Origin of the sequence: Pseudomonas paraeruginosa PA7 (genome assembly GCF_000017205.1) — a bacterium.
In the GTDB taxonomy this organism is placed as follows: domain Bacteria; phylum Pseudomonadota; class Gammaproteobacteria; order Pseudomonadales; family Pseudomonadaceae; genus Pseudomonas; species Pseudomonas paraeruginosa.
The window spans coordinates 1,421,322-1,440,721 of sequence record NC_009656.1 but is presented as its reverse complement, the minus strand read 5'-3'; the positions used below and the strand labels follow the sequence as shown (position 1 = coordinate 1,440,721).

Here is a 19,400-nt window from a genome sequence, read left to right as displayed (position 1 = left end):
AGGCGCTCACCTCGGAAAAATCATAGGAAATTTCCTACCTCCAATCGGAAAAGTCCTGATTAAACTGACAGAACCGATCTATAGAATTCGAGCCCGTCCAGAGCAGATTCCCGTCAGAGAACCAGCCAGACGTCGGTACAGGTCCGGAGCTGCGGAAACTCCACTTCACTCGGGTTCGACTTCATGAAAACACGTGTCCTCCTCGTCGATGACCATGCGCTCACGCTGATCGGCATGCGCTGCCTGCTGGGTGCCTTCGACGACCTGCAGATCGTCGGCCAGGCCCAGGATGCCGACGGCCTGCTGACGCAGTTGGATACCCATCCCTGCGACCTGCTGATCACCGACCTGATGATGCCCGACAGCCAGCAGGCCGATGGCCTGCGCCTGGTGCAGAAGGTCCGCCGGCGCTATCCGCAGTTGCAGATCATCGTCGTCACCATGCTCAACAACCCGGCGCTGATCTCGTCCCTGCTCAAGCTCGGCATCCGTGGTCTGGTGAGCAAGCGCGGGGTGCTCAACGACCTGCCCAAGGCCATCCGCCACGGCGGCCGCCGGCCGTTCCTCTCGCACTCCATCGGGCACCTGCTGGACGTCGGCGCGGCCGAGCATGGCAAGCCGCTGGCCAGCCTGGAGGAGCTCACCCCGCGCGAGGTGGAGGTCCTGCGCCTGTATGGCAGCGGCCTGGCCATCGGCGAGATCGCCCTGCGCCTGTGCCGCAGCAAGCAGACCATCAGCGCGCAGAAGAGCAGCGCCATGCGCAAGCTCGGCCTGGATACCAATGCCGGGCTCTACCTGTACATCCAGGAGCACGGGCTGGCTTGAACGGCACTCGTCTCCTGCCAGGCGCGCGTCGCGGCGTTCGCCTTCTCGCCCGCCTGGCGCTGTGCATCCTGGCATCGCTGCCCTGGCAGGCGCCGCAGGCCAGCGCTGCCGCGCAGGCGCAACCGGCCAGCCTGGCGCAGTTGCTGCGGATGCGCCAGAACCTGCCAGAACGCCCCCTGCGCGTCGCCCAGGTGGCTCATCCGCCCGGACAGCAGGAAAGCAACGGCAGCCGGATACTCAACGGCATCAGCGACGACTACCTGCAGCTCATCGGTGATTTCCTCGCCCTGCCGCTGGAGCGCATCACCTACCCTTCGGTGGAGGCTTCCTTCGCCGGACTGCGCAACGGCGAGGTCGACCTGCTGCCACGCGCCAGCGACTTCGAGCGGCACCTGCCGGGGCTGATCTTCAGCCATCCGTACCTGAACAGCACACCGATCATCATCGGCCGCAGCGACGACCAGAGCCTGCCCCCCGACCTTCAGGGCAAGCGCGTGCTGCTGCTCAACCACTACCTGCATCCGGACACGGTCCGCCAGGCCTATCCCGGGGCCATCCTGGAAAGCGTCCGGGGCACCGCCGCCGGTCTGCAGCGCCTAGCCGAAGGCGGGGCCGACGCCTTCCTCGGCGACAAGACCCGGGCCAACCGCTACATGCTCCAGCGCCCCGACCTCAAGCTGCAGAACAAATTCGCCGCCAACCTGCCCAGCGAGGGCTTCGCCTTCGCCGCCCTGGCCTCGCGCCGAGACCTGGTCACCCTCGTCGACCATGTCCTGGAAACCACCCCGGACACTCGCAAGCACGAGTTCCTGCAACGCTGGACACCGTCGCGCCAGCTGTTCGCGCCCGCCGACGCCTTCGCCCTCAGCCACGGCGAGCGCGAATGGTTGAAGAAAAAGCAGCCCCTGCGCCTGATCGCCCAGTCGGCGCCGCCCTATTTCTTCCGCAACAGCCACGGCCAGTGGGACGGGCTCGGCCTGGACGTGCTGCGCTACCTGTCCGATGCCTACGAGCTGCCGCTGGAAATCCTCGACGCCCAGTCGCCGGCGCAGGACCAGCGGCGCCTGGAGCGGGGCGAGGCGCTGCTCGCCAGCAGCATTCCGCCCACCCCGGAGCGCCGCCGCCGGCTGGCCTTCAGCATGCCGTTCGGGGTCCAGGACTGGGCCTTCGTCATCCGCCGCCACGCCAGTTCGCCTAGTTCGCTGGAGGCCATGGCCGGGCGTCGACTGGCCATCGCCGGCAACCATCCCCTGCGCGACTACCTGGAAAATCGCTACCCGCGGATCGACCTGGTCCTCACCGCCAGCGGCCACGAATCCTTTTCCCTGGTCGAAAGTGGCGAAGTGGACGCCACGCTGCAGAGCATCCACAACAATCCCCGCTGGCTCCAGGAGCACGGCCTGCGCCAGGGCGAGCATATCGAGGCCACGCCCACGCCGCAGGTCTTCGCCCTCGCCCCGGGCCACGGCGAGCTGCTCGGGATCCTCGACAAGCTGCTCGGCAACCTGGCCCAGGACGGCGACGCCGGCTCCGGGCTGCGCCTGATGGCCAGCGGCGCGCAGGACGACAACCTCTGGCAGCACCTGCCCGAAGGCTTCTGGCACGCCCTGCTGCTGGCAGCGGTGATCATCCTGCTGTCGCTGCTGTGGAACTGGCGGCTGAAGAAACAGGTGCAGCAGCGGCGGATCGCCCAGAACCAGTTGCGCGACCAGCTGGCGTTCCAGTTCTCCCTGCTCAACGGACTGCCCACGCCGCTGTACGTGCGCGACCTGGAAGGCCGCCTGAGCACCTGCAACCGCGCCTACGAACAGTTCTTCGCCAGCTCGCTGGAAGAAATGCGCGGCACCACGCCCTCCGAACAGGGCATCTGCCCGCCGAGCCTGGCGCGGACCCTGGAGTTCGAATATGGCGAACTGCTGCAACATCGCCAGCCGCGCTACCTCGACTGCTGCATCGAAGTGGCTGGCGAGGCGCACCAGATCTACCAGTGGCTGGTGCCCTTCTACAACGCGCGCGGCAAGCTGCAGGGGCTGCTGGGCGGCTGGATCGATATCAGCGAACGCAAGCATCTGGAAACCCAGCTGCGCGACGCGCGCCAGGCCGCCATGGCCGCCAGCGCCGCCAAGGGCCAGTTCCTCGCCAGCATGAGCCATGAGCTGCGCACGCCGCTCAATGCCCTGGTCGGGCTGCTGGAACTGGAAGGCCAGCGCGCGCCCTCGGAAAACCTGCGCATCGCCCAGCGCTCGGCCAGTTCGATGATCGACCTGATCGGCAATATCCTCGACCTGGACAAGATCGAATCCGGCCAGATGCAACTGGCGCCCCAACCGACCGACCTGGGTTCGCTGCTGTCGGACAGCCTCGAACTGTTCGTCGCCCAGGCCCGCCAGCGCAACCTGGCGCTGGTGCTGGACTGCTCGCTGCCGGCGCAGCGCCGCTACCGGGTCGACCCGCTGCGCCTGCGCCAGGTGCTGTACAACCTGCTGAGCAACGCCCTGAAGTTCACCGAGGCCGGCCGGGTACGCCTGAGCGTGGCAGAGCGTCCGCAGGAGGACGGCCGCAGCCTGCTGGCGTTCCGCGTCAGCGACACCGGCATCGGTATTCCCCGCGAACTCCAGCCACGCCTGCTGGAGCCCTACCGCCAGGCGCATGCCGACACCGCCCTGCGCTATGGCGGCTCCGGCCTCGGCCTGAGCATCTGCAGCCAGCTGGTACAGCTGATGGGCGCACGCCTCTGGCTCGACAGCGAACCTGGCCAGGGCTGCGCAGCCGGCTTCGAGCTGTCGCTGGAGTGGCTGGTCGCCAGCGACGCCCCGCTCAGCGCCGCACCAGCCGGCAGCGAGGCGACGGGGGCGTTGAAGGTGCTGATCGTCGACGACGTCTCCACCAATGGCCTGGTATTGCGCCAGCAACTGGCGAAACTCGGCCACGACGCCACCTTCGTCTGCAGCGGCGAAGACGCCCTGGACGCTTGGGAACGCGAGCGCTACGACCTTCTCATCAGTGACTGCAACATGCCCGGCATGGACGGCTACGACCTGACCCGCTGCATCCGCGAGCGTGACAGGCAACGCGGCCTGCCGCGTCGCCTGGTGATCGGCTACAGCGCCAGCGCCCTGGCCGGCGAGGCCGAGCGTTGTCGCGACGCCGGGATGGACGAACTGATGATCAAGCCCGTCACGCTGGGCCGCCTGCGCGAAGTGCTCGCCGGCGTGCAGCCGGCACGCGCCGTCGAGGCGAGCCGCGAGGCTCCCGGCGCTGGTTTCGATCTGGGCCACGTGCAAGACCTGGCCGGCGCCGACCCGGACCTGCTCAACCGCCTGCTGGTCGAACTGCGCGGCAACCTGCGCGAGGAACAGCGCAGCCTGCGCCAGCCCGTGGCCGCCACCGCGGTGGACCAATTGGTCCATCGCCTCAGCGGGCTCGCCTGTACCATCGATGCTCCCGGCCTGATCCGCGCCTGCCTGAACCTGGAAGGCGCCGTCCAGCACGGCGAGGCGGCCCTGCAACGGCAACAGGCGCAGCTGCTGGCGGTCATCGGCGACCTGCTGGCGGATGTCGAACGGCAGTTGGACGGTACGCCTTCGCCTGACTGACAAAACCTCCAGGCCCTTTCCTACAGACTCCTAGCCACATTCGGACTCGTCCAATGTGAGCCCCGTTCTACCGACGGCATCCTCTCCCCCGCTTCGCCGCGGCCTCCCGACAGGCATCGACAACCGCTCGGCCGGCTGCCGCGAGGCGACCCGATGAATCATTCACAACAAGGTAGAACGATGATCCACTCCCACCGCTCGCGCAGCATGAGCAAGCTTCCCCTCGCCCTGGCCATCGGCCTGGCCGCCCTGTCCTCCCAGCAGGCGTTTTCCCACGGCTACGTGGAAAGCCCGAAGTCCCGCGCCTACATGTGCAATGCCAAGGGTGGCAACCTGAACGCGAACTGCGGCGCGGTCACCTACGAGCCACAAAGCATCGAATACGCGGAGGGCGCCAACCATCACTACCCGAGCACCTACTGCCCCGGCGACTTCACCCAGTGCGGCCCGGCCGATGGCACCATTCCCGCCGGCGGCCTCAACAACTTCGCCCCGCTGAACGAGCAGACCGCCACCCGCTGGCAGAAGACCACCCTCAAGCCGGGCCTGAACGAATTCCGCTGGCGCTTCACCGCCGGCCACGCCTCGGCCTATTACCAGTTCTACATCACCAAGAAGGACTGGAACCCGAACCAGCCGCTGACCCGCGATTCGTTCGAGCTCAAGCCGCTGCTGAACCAGGATGCGGGCGGCGAGACTCCGCAGTCCGGCTCGAGCAAGTCCTTCAACGTGAATATTCCCGGCGATCGCAGCGGCTACCACGTGATCCTGGCCACCTGGAGGATCGCCAACACTTCCGCGACCTTCTACCAGGCCATCGACGTGAACATCGACAACAACGCCGTGCCGCCGAGCGAATGGACCAGCATCGGCACCGTCCAGCCCGAACCGCTGCAGATCGGCGACAAGGTGATGACCCGGGTCTTCACCAATGCCGGCGAGCAGGCCAACCGCCAGACCGTTCTGGACATCGGCAGCGCCACCGAAGCCCAGGCCAACACCTGGCCGTTCCTGCTCGCGCAGAAGGCCAACCAGGCCAACGCCGGCTACCGGATGGGCGTGCTCAACGCTGACGGCGAGGTAGTCCCGAACTATGGCGCCAACAGCATCTACACCAAGGCCGGCAGCGATGTCGTCCGCGTGGAGATCCAGAAGGACCAGCCGACCGTTCCCGGCGAGCTGAGCCTGTCCGGCCTGCAACCGAGCTACACGCTGAAGGACGGCGCCGCCGACCTGCACTTCACCGCCATCGCCCAGGGTGGCACCTACACCATCGGCGCCACCGTGTTCAACGGCAAGGGCGAGAGCATCGCCCACCAGCAGGCCGAAGCCGGCAACAACGCGCCGCACTTCAGCATCCCGCTGCGCAATGCCAGCGCCGGTGACTATGACCTGGTCGTGGTAGCCAAGCCGGAGAAAGGCGAACTGCTGCAGGAAACCCAGCGTTTCAGCCTGAAGGCCGAGGACAACGGCGGCAACGGCAAGTACGACTTCGTGTTCCCGGACGGCCTGTCCAGGTACACCGCCGGTACCACCGTACTGGCGAAGGACGGCAATACCTATGCGTGCAAGCCGTTCCCGTACAGCGGCTTCTGCAAGCAGTGGAACGCCGGTTCCAACCAGTTCGAGCCCGGCGTCGGCTCCAGCTGGAAGGACGCCTGGATTCGCCGGTAATCCAGCGCCCGGCAATACCGGACGTGGCGCTCCGGCGCCACGTTCCCCCGTTTCAGGAACCCCGCCATGACCTTCGACAAATACACGCGGCCGCGCAGGCTGCTGCACTGGTGCTTCGCCGCCATCATCATCTGGGCCAGCCTCAGCGGTTTCGTCAACGCGCTGTTCGAGCTGCCCGCGCCGATTCCGGACGCCATCGCGTTCGTCAACGTGTCCCTGACCACCCTGCTGATCCCGTTGCTGGGCGCGCGCGTGTACTACGCCCTGGCCCACCCCGCGGCGGAGGAGCCCGGGCAACAGGGCGAGGCGCTGCGACTGTTGGCCAAGGCCGGGCACCTGGCGCTCTATGTGCTGATCGGCCTGGTCCTGCTGACCGGAGTGCTGATGATGGAGCGGCCCATCGACTTCTTCGGCCTGCTGGTGTTCCCCCAGCCACTGCACGAACCGTTGCTGACCGGATTCTTCAACCGCGCCCACCGCTACAGTTGCGTGGTCCTGGCCCTGCTGGTGGTCGGGCACGTCGCGGCGGTCGCCTTCCATCACCTGCGCGGCCAACCGGTGCTGCGCCGCATGCTGCCCTGAGCGCCGCGATGCCGAGCCGGATACCCGCCCTGCCGTTCCTGCAACGCCTGCTCCTGCCCGCCACCGGCGTCGCCTTGTGCGCCTGGATGGCCTGGCTCGCCCTGGACAGCTGGCAATACAGCCGCGCCCTTGCCGCTCCGGACAGCGCGCCGACGCCACCCGCGGCGCCGTCACGCCCCGCCCCGGCGCCGCTGGACACCCGCGGCGTCGCCCGGCTGTTCGGCGCCATGCCGGCGGAACGGCAGCAGGCGGTGCCGCTGAGCCTGCTCGCCAGCCTCGCCGACACCCGCGCGGAACGTTCCCGCGCCCTGATCCAGTCGCCCGAGGGCGCGGCGTTCTATGGTCTCGGCGCACGCCTGCCGGGCGGCGCCATCCTCAAGGCGATCGCCACCGATCGCGTACTGATCCTGCTGGGCGGACGCGAACAGACCCTGACCTTCCCCAGCCACGCCACCCGCCTGCTGGCGCCACTGTCCGCCAGCCCCGGCGCGCCCCTCGCCCAGGCAGAGAACACACCATGAAACTGACCCGCCTCACCCGGGCGCTGCTGATGCTCGGCACCCTGTCTTTCCCCCTGGCGTCCCAGGCCAACGACCCGGACGGCCGCCTGTGGACCCTCAACATGAAGGACGCGGAGCTGCGCGACCTGGTCAGCGAGGTCGGTGAAATCACCGGCAAGACCATGGTCCTGGACCCGCGCCTGAGCGGCAAGGTGACGGTGCAGTCGACCTCCGCCATGGACCAGGAAGGCATCTACTCGCTGTTCCTCAGCGTCCTGCGCAGCCAGGGCTTCGCCGCCCTAGACCAGGGCGACCGGGTGCTGATCGTGCCGGTCGCCGAGGCCAAGACCAAGGCCAGCCGGCACCGCGACAACGCCAGCGAGGCCTTCGTCACCGAGGTCCTGGCACTGGACAACGCCACCGCCAGCGAGGTGTCCGCGGTGGTCCGCCCGCTGGTGGCCAACGACGCCTACGTCGCACCGTCGGCCAGCTCCAACGCCCTGGTGGTGACCGACAGCGCCAACAATGTCGAGCGCATCCGCCAGGTGGTGCGCGAACTCGACGGCGCCGGGCACAAGTCCTTCACCACGCTGAAGCTCGAGCACGCCTGGGCCACCGAAGTGGCCAGGACCCTCACGGAAAGCGTGAGCCAGAACGGCGGCGGCCCCAACGCCGCGAAGGCCATCGGCGACGCCCGCAGCAACCGGCTGATCCTGGTCGGGCCGACGTCGCTGCGCGAGCAGATGGCACGCCTGGCGCGCGCGCTCGACGTGCCCGGCGACGCCAACGCCAGCACCCGCGTGGTGCGTCTGCACCATAGCGATGCCAAGCAACTGGAAGAACTGCTCAATGGCATCGGCAAGCGCATGGAGAACGGCGCCCGCGGCGGCAAGGACGGCGGCGCCCAGGGCAGTCCGATCATGATCAGCGCCGATACCAGCCAGAACGCCCTGGTGCTGATGGCCGAGCCGGCGCAACTGGCGATGCTCGACAACGTCATCGCCCAGCTCGACCGGCCACGCGCCCAGGTGCTGGTGGAGGCGGCGATCGTCGAAGTCAGCGGCGACATCAACGAAGCCCTCGGCGTGCAGTGGGCCGCCCGCGCCGGCGACGTCGCCGGCGGCACCAGCTTCGGCAACGGCGGCCTGACCATCGGCAGCCTGCTCAACCAGGAAGCCGGCAAGCGCCCGAACCTGCCCGACGGCGCGATCATCGGCATCGGCAGTCGCAATTTCGGCGCGCTGGTCACGGCGCTGTCCAGCGACTCCAACAACAACCTGCTGTCGACCCCGAGCCTGCTGACGCTGGACAACGAGGCCGCGGAGATCCTGGTCGGCCAGAACGTACCGTTCCAGACCGGCTCCTACACCACCGACAGCGCCGGCGCCAGCAACCCGTTCACCACCGTGGAGCGCAAGGACGTCGGCATCACCCTCAAGGTGACCCCGCACATCAACGAGGGCGACACCCTGCGCCTGAAGGTGGAACAGGAGAGCTCCGAGCTGGCCAGCGCTCCGGCCGGCATCTCCACCAGCGACGTGATCACCAACAAACGTTCGGTGAAGAGCACCATCCTCGCCGACGACGGGCAGATCATCGTCATCGGCGGCCTGATCAAGGACAACGTCAAGACCCAGGTCAGCAAGGTCCCGCTGCTCGGCAGCATCCCGCTGCTCGGCCGGCTGTTCCGCAGCACCAAGGACGTCAACGAGAAGACCAACCTGATGGTCTTCCTGCGTCCGACCCTGCTGCGCAATACCGCCAACGCCGACAGCCTCAGCCAGCGCAAGTATGACGGCCTGCGCCAGCTGCGCCCGGCCGCCGGCGGCGCCAACGGCCTGTTGCTGCCCGAGGATCCGCGCCGGCTGTTCGACGGCGCCGGGGACAAGGTGGTCGACATGCGCAAGGGAGCCCGTCGGTGAGCGCCGTGGACCGTCTGCCGTTCAGCTACGCGCGTCGTCACGGCGTGCTGCTGGACGCCGAGCGACTGTACTGCCGCGCCGACACCGCGCTGGCGATCCTCGCCGAAGTGCGCCGCCGCCATGCCGGCGCGCCGCGCTGCCAGGTGCTCGGCGCGGAGGACTTCGCCCGACGCCTGGCCGAGCTCTACCGCGACGGGCGCGACGACGCCATGCAGGTCGCCGAGGGCCTGGGCGAGCAGATCGCCGAGCAGGACGACCTGGCCAGCCTCGCCGAGCAACTGCCACGGACCACCGACCTGCTCGACCAGGAAGACGACGCGCCGATCATCCGCCTGATCAACGCCATCCTCGGCGAGGCGGTCAAGGCCAAGGCCTCGGACATCCACTTGGAGACCTTCGAGCAACACCTGTCGGTGCGCCTGCGGGTCGACGGGCTGCTGCGCGAAGTGCTTCGTCCGCGCCGCGAACTGGCCGGCCTGCTGGTCTCGCGGATCAAGGTGATGGCCAGGCTGGACATCGCCGAGAAGCGCATCCCCCAGGACGGTCGCATCGCCCTGCGCATCGCCGGCCACGAGGTCGACGTGCGCGTCTCGACCCTGCCCTCGGCCCACGGCGAGCGCGTGGTGATGCGCCTGCTCGACAAGCAGGCCGGACGCCTGGACCTGGGGCGCCTGGGCATGGCCGAGGCCACCCGCGGACGCCTGGAAGGCGCCCTGCGCCGGCCCCACGGCATCCTCCTGGTCACCGGTCCCACCGGCTCCGGCAAGACCACCACCCTGTACGCCGGGCTGGCCAGCCTCAACAGCCAGACCCGCAACATCCTCACCATCGAGGACCCGGTGGAATACCACCTCCCCGGGATCGGCCAGACCCAGGTCAACACCAAGGTCGACATGTCCTTCGCCCGTGGCCTGCGCGCGATCCTCCGGCAGGATCCGGACGTGGTGATGGTCGGCGAGATCCGTGACCGCGAGACCGCCGAGATCGCCGTGCAGGCGTCCCTGACCGGCCACCTGGTGCTTTCCACCCTGCACACCAACAGCGCGGTGGGCGCGGTCACCCGCCTGGTGGACATGGGCGTCGAGCCGTTCCTGCTCTGTACCTCGCTGCTCGGCGTGCTCGCCCAGCGTCTGGTGCGCGTGCTCTGCCCGCAGTGCAAGCGACCGGCGCCGGCCGATGGCGGCGCCTGCGAGCGCCTCGGCCTCGACCCGCTGGCGCCACCGACGCTGTTCCACCCACAGGGCTGCCCGGCCTGCCAGCACAGCGGCTACCGGGGCCGCCAGGGTATCTACGAACTGGTCCTGTTCGACGAGGGCCTGCGCCAGCGGGTCCACGCAGGCGCCGGCGAGGCCGAGCTGGCCCGCTACGCCCGCCTGCACGGCCACAGCCTGTTCGCCGACGGTCGCGAAAAGGTGCTGCAGGGCATCACCAGCGTCGAGGAACTGCTGCGCGTGACCCAGGAGGACTGAACGCCATGGCTGCCTATGAATACCTCGCCATGTGCAACGCCGGACGCCGCAGCCGCGGCGTGCAGGAAGCCGACAGCCTGCGCCAGGCGCGCCAGCTGCTGCGCGAACGCAACCTGGTCCCCCTGCAGGTCAGGCCGGCGCGGGGCAGCCGGGCTCCGGACCAGGCCGCGGGAGCACCCTCCAGCCGCGCCCTCGGCGCCGCCGAGCTGGCCCTGCTTACCCGCCAGCTGGCCACCCTGGTACAGGCCGCCCTGCCCCTGGAGGAAGTCCTCTCGGCGGTCGCCGCGCAATGCGAGAAGCGCAGCCGGCAGGGCATGCTCCTGGCGATCCGCTCGCGGGTCCTCGAAGGACACGGCCTGGCCCGCGCCATGGGCGAGTTCCCCCGCGCCTTCCCGGCGCTGTACCGGGCCACCGTGGCCGCCGGCGAACGCGCCGGCCACCTCGGCCAGGTGCTCATGCAACTGGCCGACTACACCGAGGCGCGCCAGGCCGCGCGCCAGCAGATCCAGCTGGCGATGCTGTACCCGGGCATCCTCCTGCTGGCGGCCTTCGGCATCGTCGGCTTCCTGCTCGGTTTCGTGGTACCGGACGTGGTCAAGGTGTTCATCGACAGCGGCCAGGAGCTGCCGGTCCTGACCCGCGGGCTGATCGCCCTGAGCAACCTGCTGCGCGACTACGGGATGCTCCTGCTGGTGATCGGCGGCGGCCTCTCCGGGGCCGCCCGAATGGCCCTGCGCAAGCCCGCCGCGCGCCTGCGCTGGCACCGTCTCCAGTTGCGCCTGCCATTGCTCGGACGGGTGATCCGCGCCAGCAACTGCACCCGCTTCGTCAGCACCCTGGCGATCCTCGGGCGCAGCGGCGTGCCGCTGGTGGACGCGCTGGAGATCGCCGCCGAGGTGGTCGCCAACCAGCAGATTCGGACCGGTCTGAAAGACGTCGCCCGCTCCGTGCGCGAAGGTGGCGGCCTGACCCGGGCGCTGGAACGGAGCGGGCATTTCCCGCCGATGATGCTCTACATGATCGCCAGCGGCGAACGCTCCGGCGAGCTGGACGCCATGCTCGACCGCGCCGCGCGCCAGCAGGAAGCCCAGCTGGCGAACCGCATCGCCATGCTGGTCGGCCTGTTCGAGCCGGCGATGCTGGTGTTCATGGGCGCCAGCGTACTGCTCATCGTGCTGGCGATCCTGATGCCCATCCTCAGCCTCAACCAACTCATCACCTGAAAGACAGGAGCGCGCATGCGCACGCACTTCAAGCAACGGGGTTTCACCCTGATCGAAATCATGGTGGTCGTGGTCATCCTCGGCGTGCTCGCCGCGCTGGTGGTCCCGCAGATCATGAGCCGTCCGGACCAGGCCAAGGTCACCGCCGCACAGAGCGACATCAAGGCCATCGCCATGGCCCTGGACATCTACAAGCTCGACAACCATGGCTACCCGAGCACCCAGCAGGGCCTCGAGGCGCTGGTGAGCAAGCCGTCGGGAAGCCCGCCGGCGCGCAACTGGAATCCCGACGGCTACCTCAAGCGCCTGCCGATCGACCCCTGGGGCAATCCCTACCAGTACATCGTGCCCGGCAGCCAGGGCAACGCCTACGACCTGTTCTCCTACGGCGCCGACGGCCGCAGCGGCGGCGAGGGGCTGAACGCCGACATCGGCAGCTGGAACCTCTGACATGCCTGTGCGCGGCATGCTGCGACAGCCCGGCCAGCGCGGCTTCACCCTGCTGGAAGTGCTGGTGGTGGTCCTGCTGGTCGGCCTGCTCGCCGGCCTGGCCGGCCTGGCCCAGGTCGACAGCGGCGGCCAGCAGGCGCGGCGCGAGACCGAACGCCTGCGCAGCCTGTTCGGCCTGTTGCGCCAGGACGCCCTGCTCAGCCAGCGTGACTACGGCCTGCGCATCGAGCGCCGGGGTTACTCGGTGCAGGTACTCGATCTCGACGGCGAGTGGCGTCCGGCGCCCGGCTACCGGCCGCAGACATTGCCGGAGAGCCTGCGCCTGAACCTGGAGGCCGGCGCGGACGCACCGACGCCGGGACGCTCGCGGCGTAGCCGCGCCCCCCAGTTGCTGGTGCTGTCCAGCGACGAGATCACGCCCTTCAGCCTGCGCCTGGAGTACCGCGGCCAGCCGCTGTACGCGCTGTCCAGCGACGGTCTCGCGGAGGTCCGCGTTGAAGCGCTGTGAAAACCGGCGGCAACGGGGCTTCACCCTGCTCGAGGTGATGGTCGCCCTGGCTATCTTCGCCGTCCTCTCGGTCGCGCTCTACAGCGCCGCCCAGCACATCGCCGGCAACAGCGCGGGGCTGACCGAGCGCAGCCTCGCCCAGTGGCTGGCCGACAACCGACTCGGCGAGCTGCGCGCCGGCATGCGTCCGCTCGGCGATGGCCGGCGCCAGGAACAGGTCGCCTTCGGTGGCCGCGACTGGCTGCTGGCCAGCGACGTCGAGGCCGCGCCGGACCCGCGCCTGCGCAGGGTCAGCGTCGAGGTTTCGCTCGCCGGGCCGCGCCCCGTGCGACGCGCGCTGCTGGTCGGGTTCGTCGGGGTGCGGCGATGAAACAGCGCGGCTTCACCCTGCTCGAGGTACTGATCGCCATGGCCCTGTTCAGCCTGCTCGGCCTGGCCTGCTACCAGTTGCTCGAGCGGGTCCTGCACAGCGAGCGGCGCATCGACCAGCACGACCGGCAACTGCGCCAGCTGCAACGCGCGCTGGGCATCTTCGAGCGCGACCTGAGCCAGGCCATCGGCCAGCCGCTGAGCGACGACCCGAGCCGCCGCCAGGCGCTGATCGGCCGCGCCGACGGCCTGCGTCTGGTGCGCGGCGGCTGGAGCAATCCGCTGGCGCAGAGGCGCAGCGAGGTGCTGGAAGTGAGCTACCGCTGGCAGGACGACGCCTGGATCCGCGAGTACCGCAGCCCGCCGGAGCGCGACCAGGACGTGCCCGCCGGCCACAGCCAGCGGCTGCTCGAGGGGGTGGCCCTGAGGCGCCTGGGCTATGTCGACGCCCACGGCCGCACGCACCCCGCCTGGCCCGCCCACGGCGCGCCGCTGAGCCTGCCACAGGCGATCGACATCGAGTTCGACGCGCCCGGCTATCCCGGCCTGCGCCGGGTCGTCCTGCTGCCCGGCGGCCAGGAGCGCGACGATGAGTGACACGCACGGGCAGCGCGGCGTGGCCCTGATCAGCGTGCTGCTGATCACCGCCCTGGTCACCCTGGTCATCAGCGACATGCTCGCCCGCCAGCGCCTGAACCTGGCCAGCGGCGCCAACCAGTCCGCCCAGCTACAGCTCTGGCAACTGGCGCTGAGCGGCGAGGCCTGGGCGCGCCAGCAATTGCTCGCCGACCTCGGCGATGCCGACGGCCTCGCTCGCGTCCACCTGGGACAGCGCTGGGCCAGCGGCGCGCAGGAGTTCGAGATCGAGGGCGGCCATATCCGCATCCAGCTGCAAGACCTCGGCGCACGCTTCAACCTCGACCGCCTGCGCGATGGCCGCGACCACATCAGCCGCGCCCGCTACCAGCGCCTGGTGGCCCTGCTCGGCCTGGCCCCGCACGACCCGGCCCGGCTCCCGGCACCGCTCGGTCACGACGGCAAGCCGTTGCCATTCGCCGACGCCAGCGAACTCTGGCGCCTCGAAGCGCTGGACGCCGCCGGCATGCGTCGCCTGCGTCCCTGGGTAGCGGCGACGCGCGATGCCGGCCTGAACCTGAACACCGCGCCGGCCGAGCAGCTGGCCTGCCTCGAAGGACTCGACCCGGGCATCGCCCAGGCCCTGGTACAGGCCCGTCCGGCCGACGGCTATCCCAGTGTGCAGGCCTTCATCGAGCAGCCGCTGCTTTCCGGGCGCAAGGTCGAGCAGTACGGCCTCGCCGTGGCCAGCGAGCGCTTCCGCGCCGTGCTCGACGTCCAGCTCGGCGAACACCGGTTACGCCTGCTCAGCGACCTGCGCACCCGCAGCGACGGCCAGGTGCAGGTCCTGCGCCGACGGCTCGCGGCGCCCGACCTTCCCTTCCCGGAGTAACCACCGTGCAAGCCTGGCTCTACCTCACTTCCACCGCCGACGACGCACCGCTGTGCTGGTGGCGCGCCGACCATGACGTCCGCCACGGCGACCTCGGGCAGGCCGCCGCTGACCTGGCCGGTGCCGAGCTAACCCTGCTGCTGCCGGCCGAGGCCACCAGCCACCATGAAATCGAAGTACCGGCCCGCAGCGGTCGCTGGCTGCGCCAGGCGCTCGACTCGGCGCTGGAGGAACGCCTGCTGGAAGACCTCGAAGAACTGCACCTGGCGCGCGGCGGCCTGCGCGACGCTCGTTTCTGCCGGCTGTTCGCGGTGCGCCGCGACTGGCTACGCGAGCGCCTCGCGCGCCTGGCGGCCCGGCACCTGCGACCGAAGCACATCCATGTCGACGTCGACTGCCTGCCGGGCGATCCGCCGCTGGCCCTGCGCTGCGCCGGCCGCTGGCTGGTGTCCGCCGGCAGCGCGCAGCGGCTGGCGCTGGACGACGCCGGCCTGGAGGACCTCGGCCCGGTGCTTCCCCCCGGTTTGCGGCGCAGCGAGGCCCCTCCCTGGCCATTGCTCGCCGAAGGCGCGCGACTGGCCATCGACCTGCGCCAGGGGGAGTTCGCCGCGCACACCGCGAAACGGATTCGCTGGCCCCTGCTGGCGCTGCTCGCGGTACTTGCCGGCGCGGCGCAAATGGGACAGGACATCGGCCATCGCCTGCTGCTGGAACAGCGCAGCGCGGAGCTGCGGCAGGACAACCTGGCGCTCTGGCAGCAACGCTTCCCCAGCGAGGGCCGGGTCGTCGACCTGACCCGCCAGGTGCAGGCGCGCCTGCGCCAGGATGGCCAGTCGCCGGTCGACCTGGCCCGACGCCTGGATCGCCTGGCCGACACCTGGAGCGCCGGTGGCGGCGCCACCGCCACGGTCCGCCGGCTCGACTACCAGGCCGGCGAGGGCTGGAGCCTGGAGGTCGGCGCGCCGGCCTTCGCCGATCTCGAGCGCCTGCGCGAAGGCCTGGCGCGCCAGGGCCTGGACGTCCAGGCCGACTCCGCGGTGCGCGGCCACGATGGCGTCAGCGCCCGCCTGCAGATAAAGGACTGAGCCATGCCCCGCATCCCTTCCGCCCTGCACGCCCGCTGGCTGCGCCTGCCCACTCGCGAACGCCGGGCGCTGCTCGGCCTGGCGGCGTTCCTCGGCCTGTCCCTGGCCTGGGTCCTGCTCTGGCAACCGCAACGCCAGGCCTTGCTGGATGCCGAACGGCACTACCAGGACGAACTGCGTCTGCACGCCGATCTGCAGCGTCTGCCCGGCGACACGGGCGGCGGCCCGCGCATCGACGCCACGGCGCTGCCCGGCCTGCTGGCGCGCAGCAGCGCGCAAGCGCGGCTGAACGTGGAGCGCATGGACAGCGAAGGCAGCGGACGGATGAACCTGGCCCTGGAGGGCCAGCTCGCCGACCTGCTCGGCTGGTTCGAATCGCTCGGCCGCAGCGGCGTGGAAGTCACCAGCCTGGACCTGGAGGTGAGCCCGGATGCGCTGGCCAGGGCGCGCCTGGCGGTGGAGCTCCGCTGAACGCGCGCCGCCGCTCGTTGCGGCACCGGCGCAGGCGCTAGAATGTCCCGCAGCGCCGGCCACCTCCGTGCCCGCCCTCACCAAGGATGCCTTCGACATGGACCGTGACCGCCGTCTCTGCGCCTGGACCTGTTGCCTGCTGCTGGGGCTTGCCAGCCAGGCGCAGGCCCGAGAAGCGCAACCCTGCGCGCCCCATCTGCTCGATGCCGTGGCCAGGCAGCTCGGCCACAGCGGCTGGGTCGAGCCGACGTACGACGTCCCCGGTCCGTTCCCCGCCGTGGCCTGCAAGCCCTGGCCGGACGATCGCGGACAAACGGTGATCGCCATGGCCTACCTGGATCCCGGCGACACCGCCGTGGAAGGCGAACGCCATCCGCATCTGTTGCTGGCCAAGGTCGACAGCCGCAGCGGCAAGCTGCTCGAACGCCATGACAGCGAGTTCGAGGAGGACGCCGCCGTCGCCGTCGGCAGCGATAGTCTCTGGCTGGACACCGCGCGCTACCGCCTGAGCCCGACGGTGCGCGCCTTCGGCGTGGTCTTCCACAGCGTGGCGCGCGGCGCCAGTTGTCCGGACGCCGGCTTCGACAACCTGCTGACCCTGGTGGTACCGGCCGGCGACGGCAAGCTGCGCCCGGTGCTGAGCACCTACCTGGACCAGTGGCGGACGCTGAAGGGTTCGGTCTGCTCCGCCGAGCCCGGCTTCGAGCAGGAAGTCTCGCAGTTGACCCTGGCGCTCGGCCCGGGGCGCACCAACGGCTTCGCCGACCTGATCGTCACCTCGCGGGTCGGCGATGGCGAGACGGAGGACGGCAAGCCGTTGCGCACGGTGAAGCGCACGCTACGCTACGATGGCCGGCGCTACCCGCTCGAGGAGTACTCGGACTTCTGGCATCGCCCATGAAGGAAGGCCGTGGCCGCGAGCCACGGCGAAACAGCGCGCCCGTCATGAGGGACGGACGCGCGCGAGGAACTCAGCCCTCGCTGGTTTCCCCGTCCTCTTCGGTAGGCGCCGGCTCGCTCTCTTCGTCCTGCCCGTCGTCGTCCGAGTGGCAGTAAGGCGTCGGATCCTGCGGCCAGATCGCCTTGCCGTTGCCATCGAGCAACTGCTCGGCGCCGCACTCGGTGGTGGTCACGCTGAAGCGCGGCTTGCCGTTCAGGTCGTACAGCGCGCGCAGGGTTTCCGTGGCTTCGTCGCCGCTGCCGCTGACTTCGTAGCCAAGCACGTAGCCCTGCTCCAGGTTCACCTCCAGCTTCTGCCAGAGCGCCGGCACCAGCGTGCGGCCCTGGCGGTCGAGCAGGACGGTATGGGCATGATTGTCCATCCCGTCGATACCCTCCAGGTAGCGGCCATCATGCGCCGACTGGATACTGATCAGTTCGCCCGGCTCCAGCAGCATCTTGCCGCTGCGGTCCATCAGGCCGACCACCGGCACCTGGCTTTCCGAGCCCATGAAGCTGACCGTCTTCTGCGCGCCGCCCTTCTTCGCCACGACGAACAGGTCGTTGCCCAGCGCGCCGATCTGCGGATAACCCGGCTTCACCCACTCGCTGCCTTCGTCGAGGTTGAAGATGCCGAAGTCGGCGCTGAACAGGCCGGTGCTCACGCCGACCGCGGCCAGCCCAGGCACCTCGGTGGTGTAGCCGAGCGCGGTGAGTCCGGCGCTGTCGGCCGAATCGTACTGCGGTTGCACCTTCCAGGCGCCGCTGCGATCGATCAGGCCGTACTTGCCCGACGAACCGTCCTCCAGGCGTTGCTGGGCCAGCCCGCCCTGCTTGCCGAAGGCGCCGCAGCCGGCGAATTGCGCGGCGATCGCCACCTTGCCCTGGTAGTCGAGGTAGCCGCAGGGGCTGTCGAACTTCTCGCGGAACGCCACCAGGCCATTGGCCGGAGTGCCCAGGTAGTCGTAGCTCTTGCCGTCGCCGAGCGCGTCGCCCTTGGCGTCCACCAGCTGGTAGCCCTTGCCTATGACGCTGGCGGTCATCACGCCATCGTGAAGGTCGCCCAGGCTGTCGTAGGCCACCGACTTCTGCTCGCCGCTGGCGAGGTTGATGATCCACTTCTCCTCGCCACGCTCGGCGCTGATCAGGCCGCCGTACTCGGCGACGCTGCCGTTGACCAGGGTGGTATCGTAGAGCGCCTCGGTCAGTTGCCTGCCCTTGGCGTCGAGGATGCCGCGCTTGCCATCGATCTCGTAGATGATGAATTCGTTGGCGCTGTTGGGGTAGATGTCGTCGAAACGCGGCGCCTGGACTTCCTTGCCCTGGCCGTCGACCACGCCGTACTTGTCGTCGCGGACGAACCCGTAGAGGCCGGGGGTGAGCAACGACAGGGCTTCGCCGATGTCGTCGCGCAGCACCTTGCCGTCCTTCGCCTGGATCAGGTTCCAGCGCTCGTCGCGGGCGGCCATCAGGGTGCCCTGGAAGGAACTGGCGACGAGGTTGTCGTAGTCGTTGTCGAAGGGAATGAGCAGCTTCGCGTCCTGGTCGATCACTGCGCACTGGCCGTTCAGGCACAGCGGAATGCTCAAGGCGGCCATGCTCGGCGCGGCCGGTTGCGGCGCGGCTGCCGTCGGGCTGGGCGCATCGTCGCCCTGGTTGCAGGCACTGAGGAGCAGGGTGGAAACGGAGACGGCCAGGGTGTTGCGGCCGATACGCGACAGTCTTTGCATACGGATAGGTTCTCGAATGATCCCTGAGATGAATGTCCTGCCGCGACACGCGTCGATCGCGAGAGGCGGCGAGCCTTTCTCCGTGGAAAGGCGCGGGCATGATGCCCGTGCCATGCCTTGCCTGGCAATGCCCGCGCACCGCCTGCCCGCTCCGCGTGGCGACAGGCGGCGCGGTTGCTGGCAGAATCGCGGCTTTCCACAAGCGGCGCAGACAGCTCCCATGAACGACGAACTGCGGATCGAAGACCTCCGGCTGGGCGATGGCAAGGAGGTGGTCAAGGGCGCCCTGATCACCACCCAGTACCAGGGCACCCTGGAGGATGGCACGGTGTTCGACTCCTCCTACCAGCGCGGCCGGCCGTTCCAGTGCGTGATCGGCACCGGCAGGGTGATCAAGGGCTGGGACCAGGGCCTGATGGGCATGAGGGTCGGCGGCAAGCGCCGGCTGTTCGTCCCCGCCCACCTGGCCTATGGCGAGCGGCAGGTCGGTGCGCACATCAAGCCGCACTCCGACCTGCTGTTCGAGATCGAATTGCTGGAAGTACTGACCCGCGACGACTGAGCCGGACGTCGACGCCGACCTTCGACC

Annotated in this window: 18 protein-coding genes; 17 read left to right on the top strand and 1 reads right to left on the bottom strand. The window is 69.4% G+C overall.

Going from position 1 to position 19,400, the window contains the following annotated elements:
* Window positions 1-183 precede the first annotated feature (183 nt).
* The 16 genes from ttsR (at window position 184) to PSPA7_RS06705 (ending at window position 17,043) form a co-directional block, all read left to right on the top strand.
* Window positions 184-825, top strand: coding sequence for a two-component system response regulator TtsR (gene ttsR, locus PSPA7_RS06780; RefSeq protein ID WP_012074649.1), 642 nt, complete (start codon window positions 184-186; stop codon window positions 823-825).
* Window positions 822-4,421 (top strand): two-component system sensor histidine kinase TtsS, encoded by a 3,600-nt coding sequence (gene ttsS / locus PSPA7_RS06775; RefSeq protein WP_012074648.1) that lies wholly within the window; start codon window positions 822-824, stop codon window positions 4,419-4,421. Before ttsR ends, ttsS begins: the two co-directional genes overlap by 4 nt.
* A gap of 180 nt (window positions 4,422-4,601) precedes the next feature.
* Complete coding sequence (gbpA, locus tag PSPA7_RS06770) at window positions 4,602-6,095, top strand: N-acetylglucosamine-binding protein GbpA (RefSeq protein ID WP_012074647.1); 1,494 nt, start codon at window positions 4,602-4,604, stop codon at window positions 6,093-6,095.
* Window positions 6,096-6,161: 66 nt separating this feature from the next.
* Window positions 6,162-6,677 (top strand): cytochrome b, encoded by a 516-nt coding sequence (locus PSPA7_RS06765; protein WP_012074646.1) that lies wholly within the window; start codon window positions 6,162-6,164, stop codon window positions 6,675-6,677.
* Between the two features lie 8 nt (window positions 6,678-6,685).
* The gene (locus tag PSPA7_RS06760; RefSeq protein WP_012074645.1) at window positions 6,686-7,198 is read left to right on the top strand and encodes a type II secretion system protein N; all 513 of its coding nucleotides are present in this window, start codon (window positions 6,686-6,688) and stop codon (window positions 7,196-7,198) included.
* On the top strand, window positions 7,195-9,099 hold the full coding sequence (gspD, locus tag PSPA7_RS06755; protein WP_012074644.1) for a type II secretion system secretin GspD: 1,905 nt from the start codon (window positions 7,195-7,197) through the stop codon (window positions 9,097-9,099). Before PSPA7_RS06760 ends, gspD begins: the two co-directional genes overlap by 4 nt.
* Complete coding sequence (gene gspE, locus PSPA7_RS06750; protein WP_012074643.1) at window positions 9,096-10,568, top strand: type II secretion system ATPase GspE; 1,473 nt, start codon at window positions 9,096-9,098, stop codon at window positions 10,566-10,568. Before gspD ends, gspE begins: the two co-directional genes overlap by 4 nt.
* 5 nt (window positions 10,569-10,573) lie before the next feature.
* Entirely contained in the window at window positions 10,574-11,791 is a 1,218-nt protein-coding gene (gene gspF / locus PSPA7_RS06745; RefSeq protein ID WP_012074642.1) for a type II secretion system inner membrane protein GspF, read from the top strand.
* Window positions 11,792-11,806: 15 nt separating this feature from the next.
* Window positions 11,807-12,241, top strand: coding sequence for a type II secretion system major pseudopilin GspG (gspG, locus tag PSPA7_RS06740; protein ID WP_012074641.1), 435 nt, complete (start codon window positions 11,807-11,809; stop codon window positions 12,239-12,241).
* Window position 12,242: 1 nt separating this feature from the next.
* Window positions 12,243-12,749 (top strand): type II secretion system minor pseudopilin GspH, encoded by a 507-nt coding sequence (gene gspH / locus PSPA7_RS06735; protein ID WP_012074640.1) that lies wholly within the window; start codon window positions 12,243-12,245, stop codon window positions 12,747-12,749.
* Entirely contained in the window at window positions 12,736-13,119 is a 384-nt protein-coding gene (gspI, locus tag PSPA7_RS06730) for a type II secretion system minor pseudopilin GspI (RefSeq protein ID WP_012074639.1), read from the top strand. The genes gspH and gspI overlap by 14 nt, the downstream gene beginning before the upstream one ends.
* Window positions 13,116-13,715 (top strand): type II secretion system minor pseudopilin GspJ, encoded by a 600-nt coding sequence (gene gspJ / locus PSPA7_RS06725; protein WP_012074638.1) that lies wholly within the window; start codon window positions 13,116-13,118, stop codon window positions 13,713-13,715. The genes gspI and gspJ overlap by 4 nt, the downstream gene beginning before the upstream one ends.
* Window positions 13,708-14,586: a type II secretion system minor pseudopilin GspK gene (gspK, locus tag PSPA7_RS06720; RefSeq protein WP_012074637.1), complete on the top strand. Its 879-nt coding sequence runs from the start codon at window positions 13,708-13,710 to the stop codon at window positions 14,584-14,586. Before gspJ ends, gspK begins: the two co-directional genes overlap by 8 nt.
* A 5-nt stretch (window positions 14,587-14,591) precedes the next feature.
* On the top strand, window positions 14,592-15,671 hold the full coding sequence (gspL, locus tag PSPA7_RS06715) for a type II secretion system protein GspL (protein WP_012074636.1): 1,080 nt from the start codon (window positions 14,592-14,594) through the stop codon (window positions 15,669-15,671).
* 3 nt (window positions 15,672-15,674) lie between these two features.
* The gene (locus PSPA7_RS06710) at window positions 15,675-16,142 is read left to right on the top strand and encodes a type II secretion system protein M (RefSeq protein ID WP_012074635.1); all 468 of its coding nucleotides are present in this window, start codon (window positions 15,675-15,677) and stop codon (window positions 16,140-16,142) included.
* Between the two features lie 97 nt (window positions 16,143-16,239).
* Window positions 16,240-17,043, top strand: coding sequence for a PA3715 family protein (locus tag PSPA7_RS06705; RefSeq protein WP_012074634.1), 804 nt, complete (start codon window positions 16,240-16,242; stop codon window positions 17,041-17,043).
* A gap of 70 nt (window positions 17,044-17,113) precedes the next feature.
* Here PSPA7_RS06705 and PSPA7_RS06700 read toward each other — a convergent pair whose 3' ends face one another.
* A complete protein-coding gene (locus PSPA7_RS06700) occupies window positions 17,114-18,811 on the bottom strand; it encodes a WG repeat-containing protein (RefSeq protein WP_012074633.1) in 1,698 nt (565 codons plus the stop codon).
* 220 nt (window positions 18,812-19,031) lie between these two features.
* On the opposite strand from PSPA7_RS06700, the gene PSPA7_RS06695 reads away from it, so the two are divergent.
* On the top strand, window positions 19,032-19,373 hold the full coding sequence (locus PSPA7_RS06695; protein ID WP_012074632.1) for an FKBP-type peptidyl-prolyl cis-trans isomerase: 342 nt from the start codon (window positions 19,032-19,034) through the stop codon (window positions 19,371-19,373).
* Window positions 19,374-19,400 lie beyond the last annotated feature (27 nt).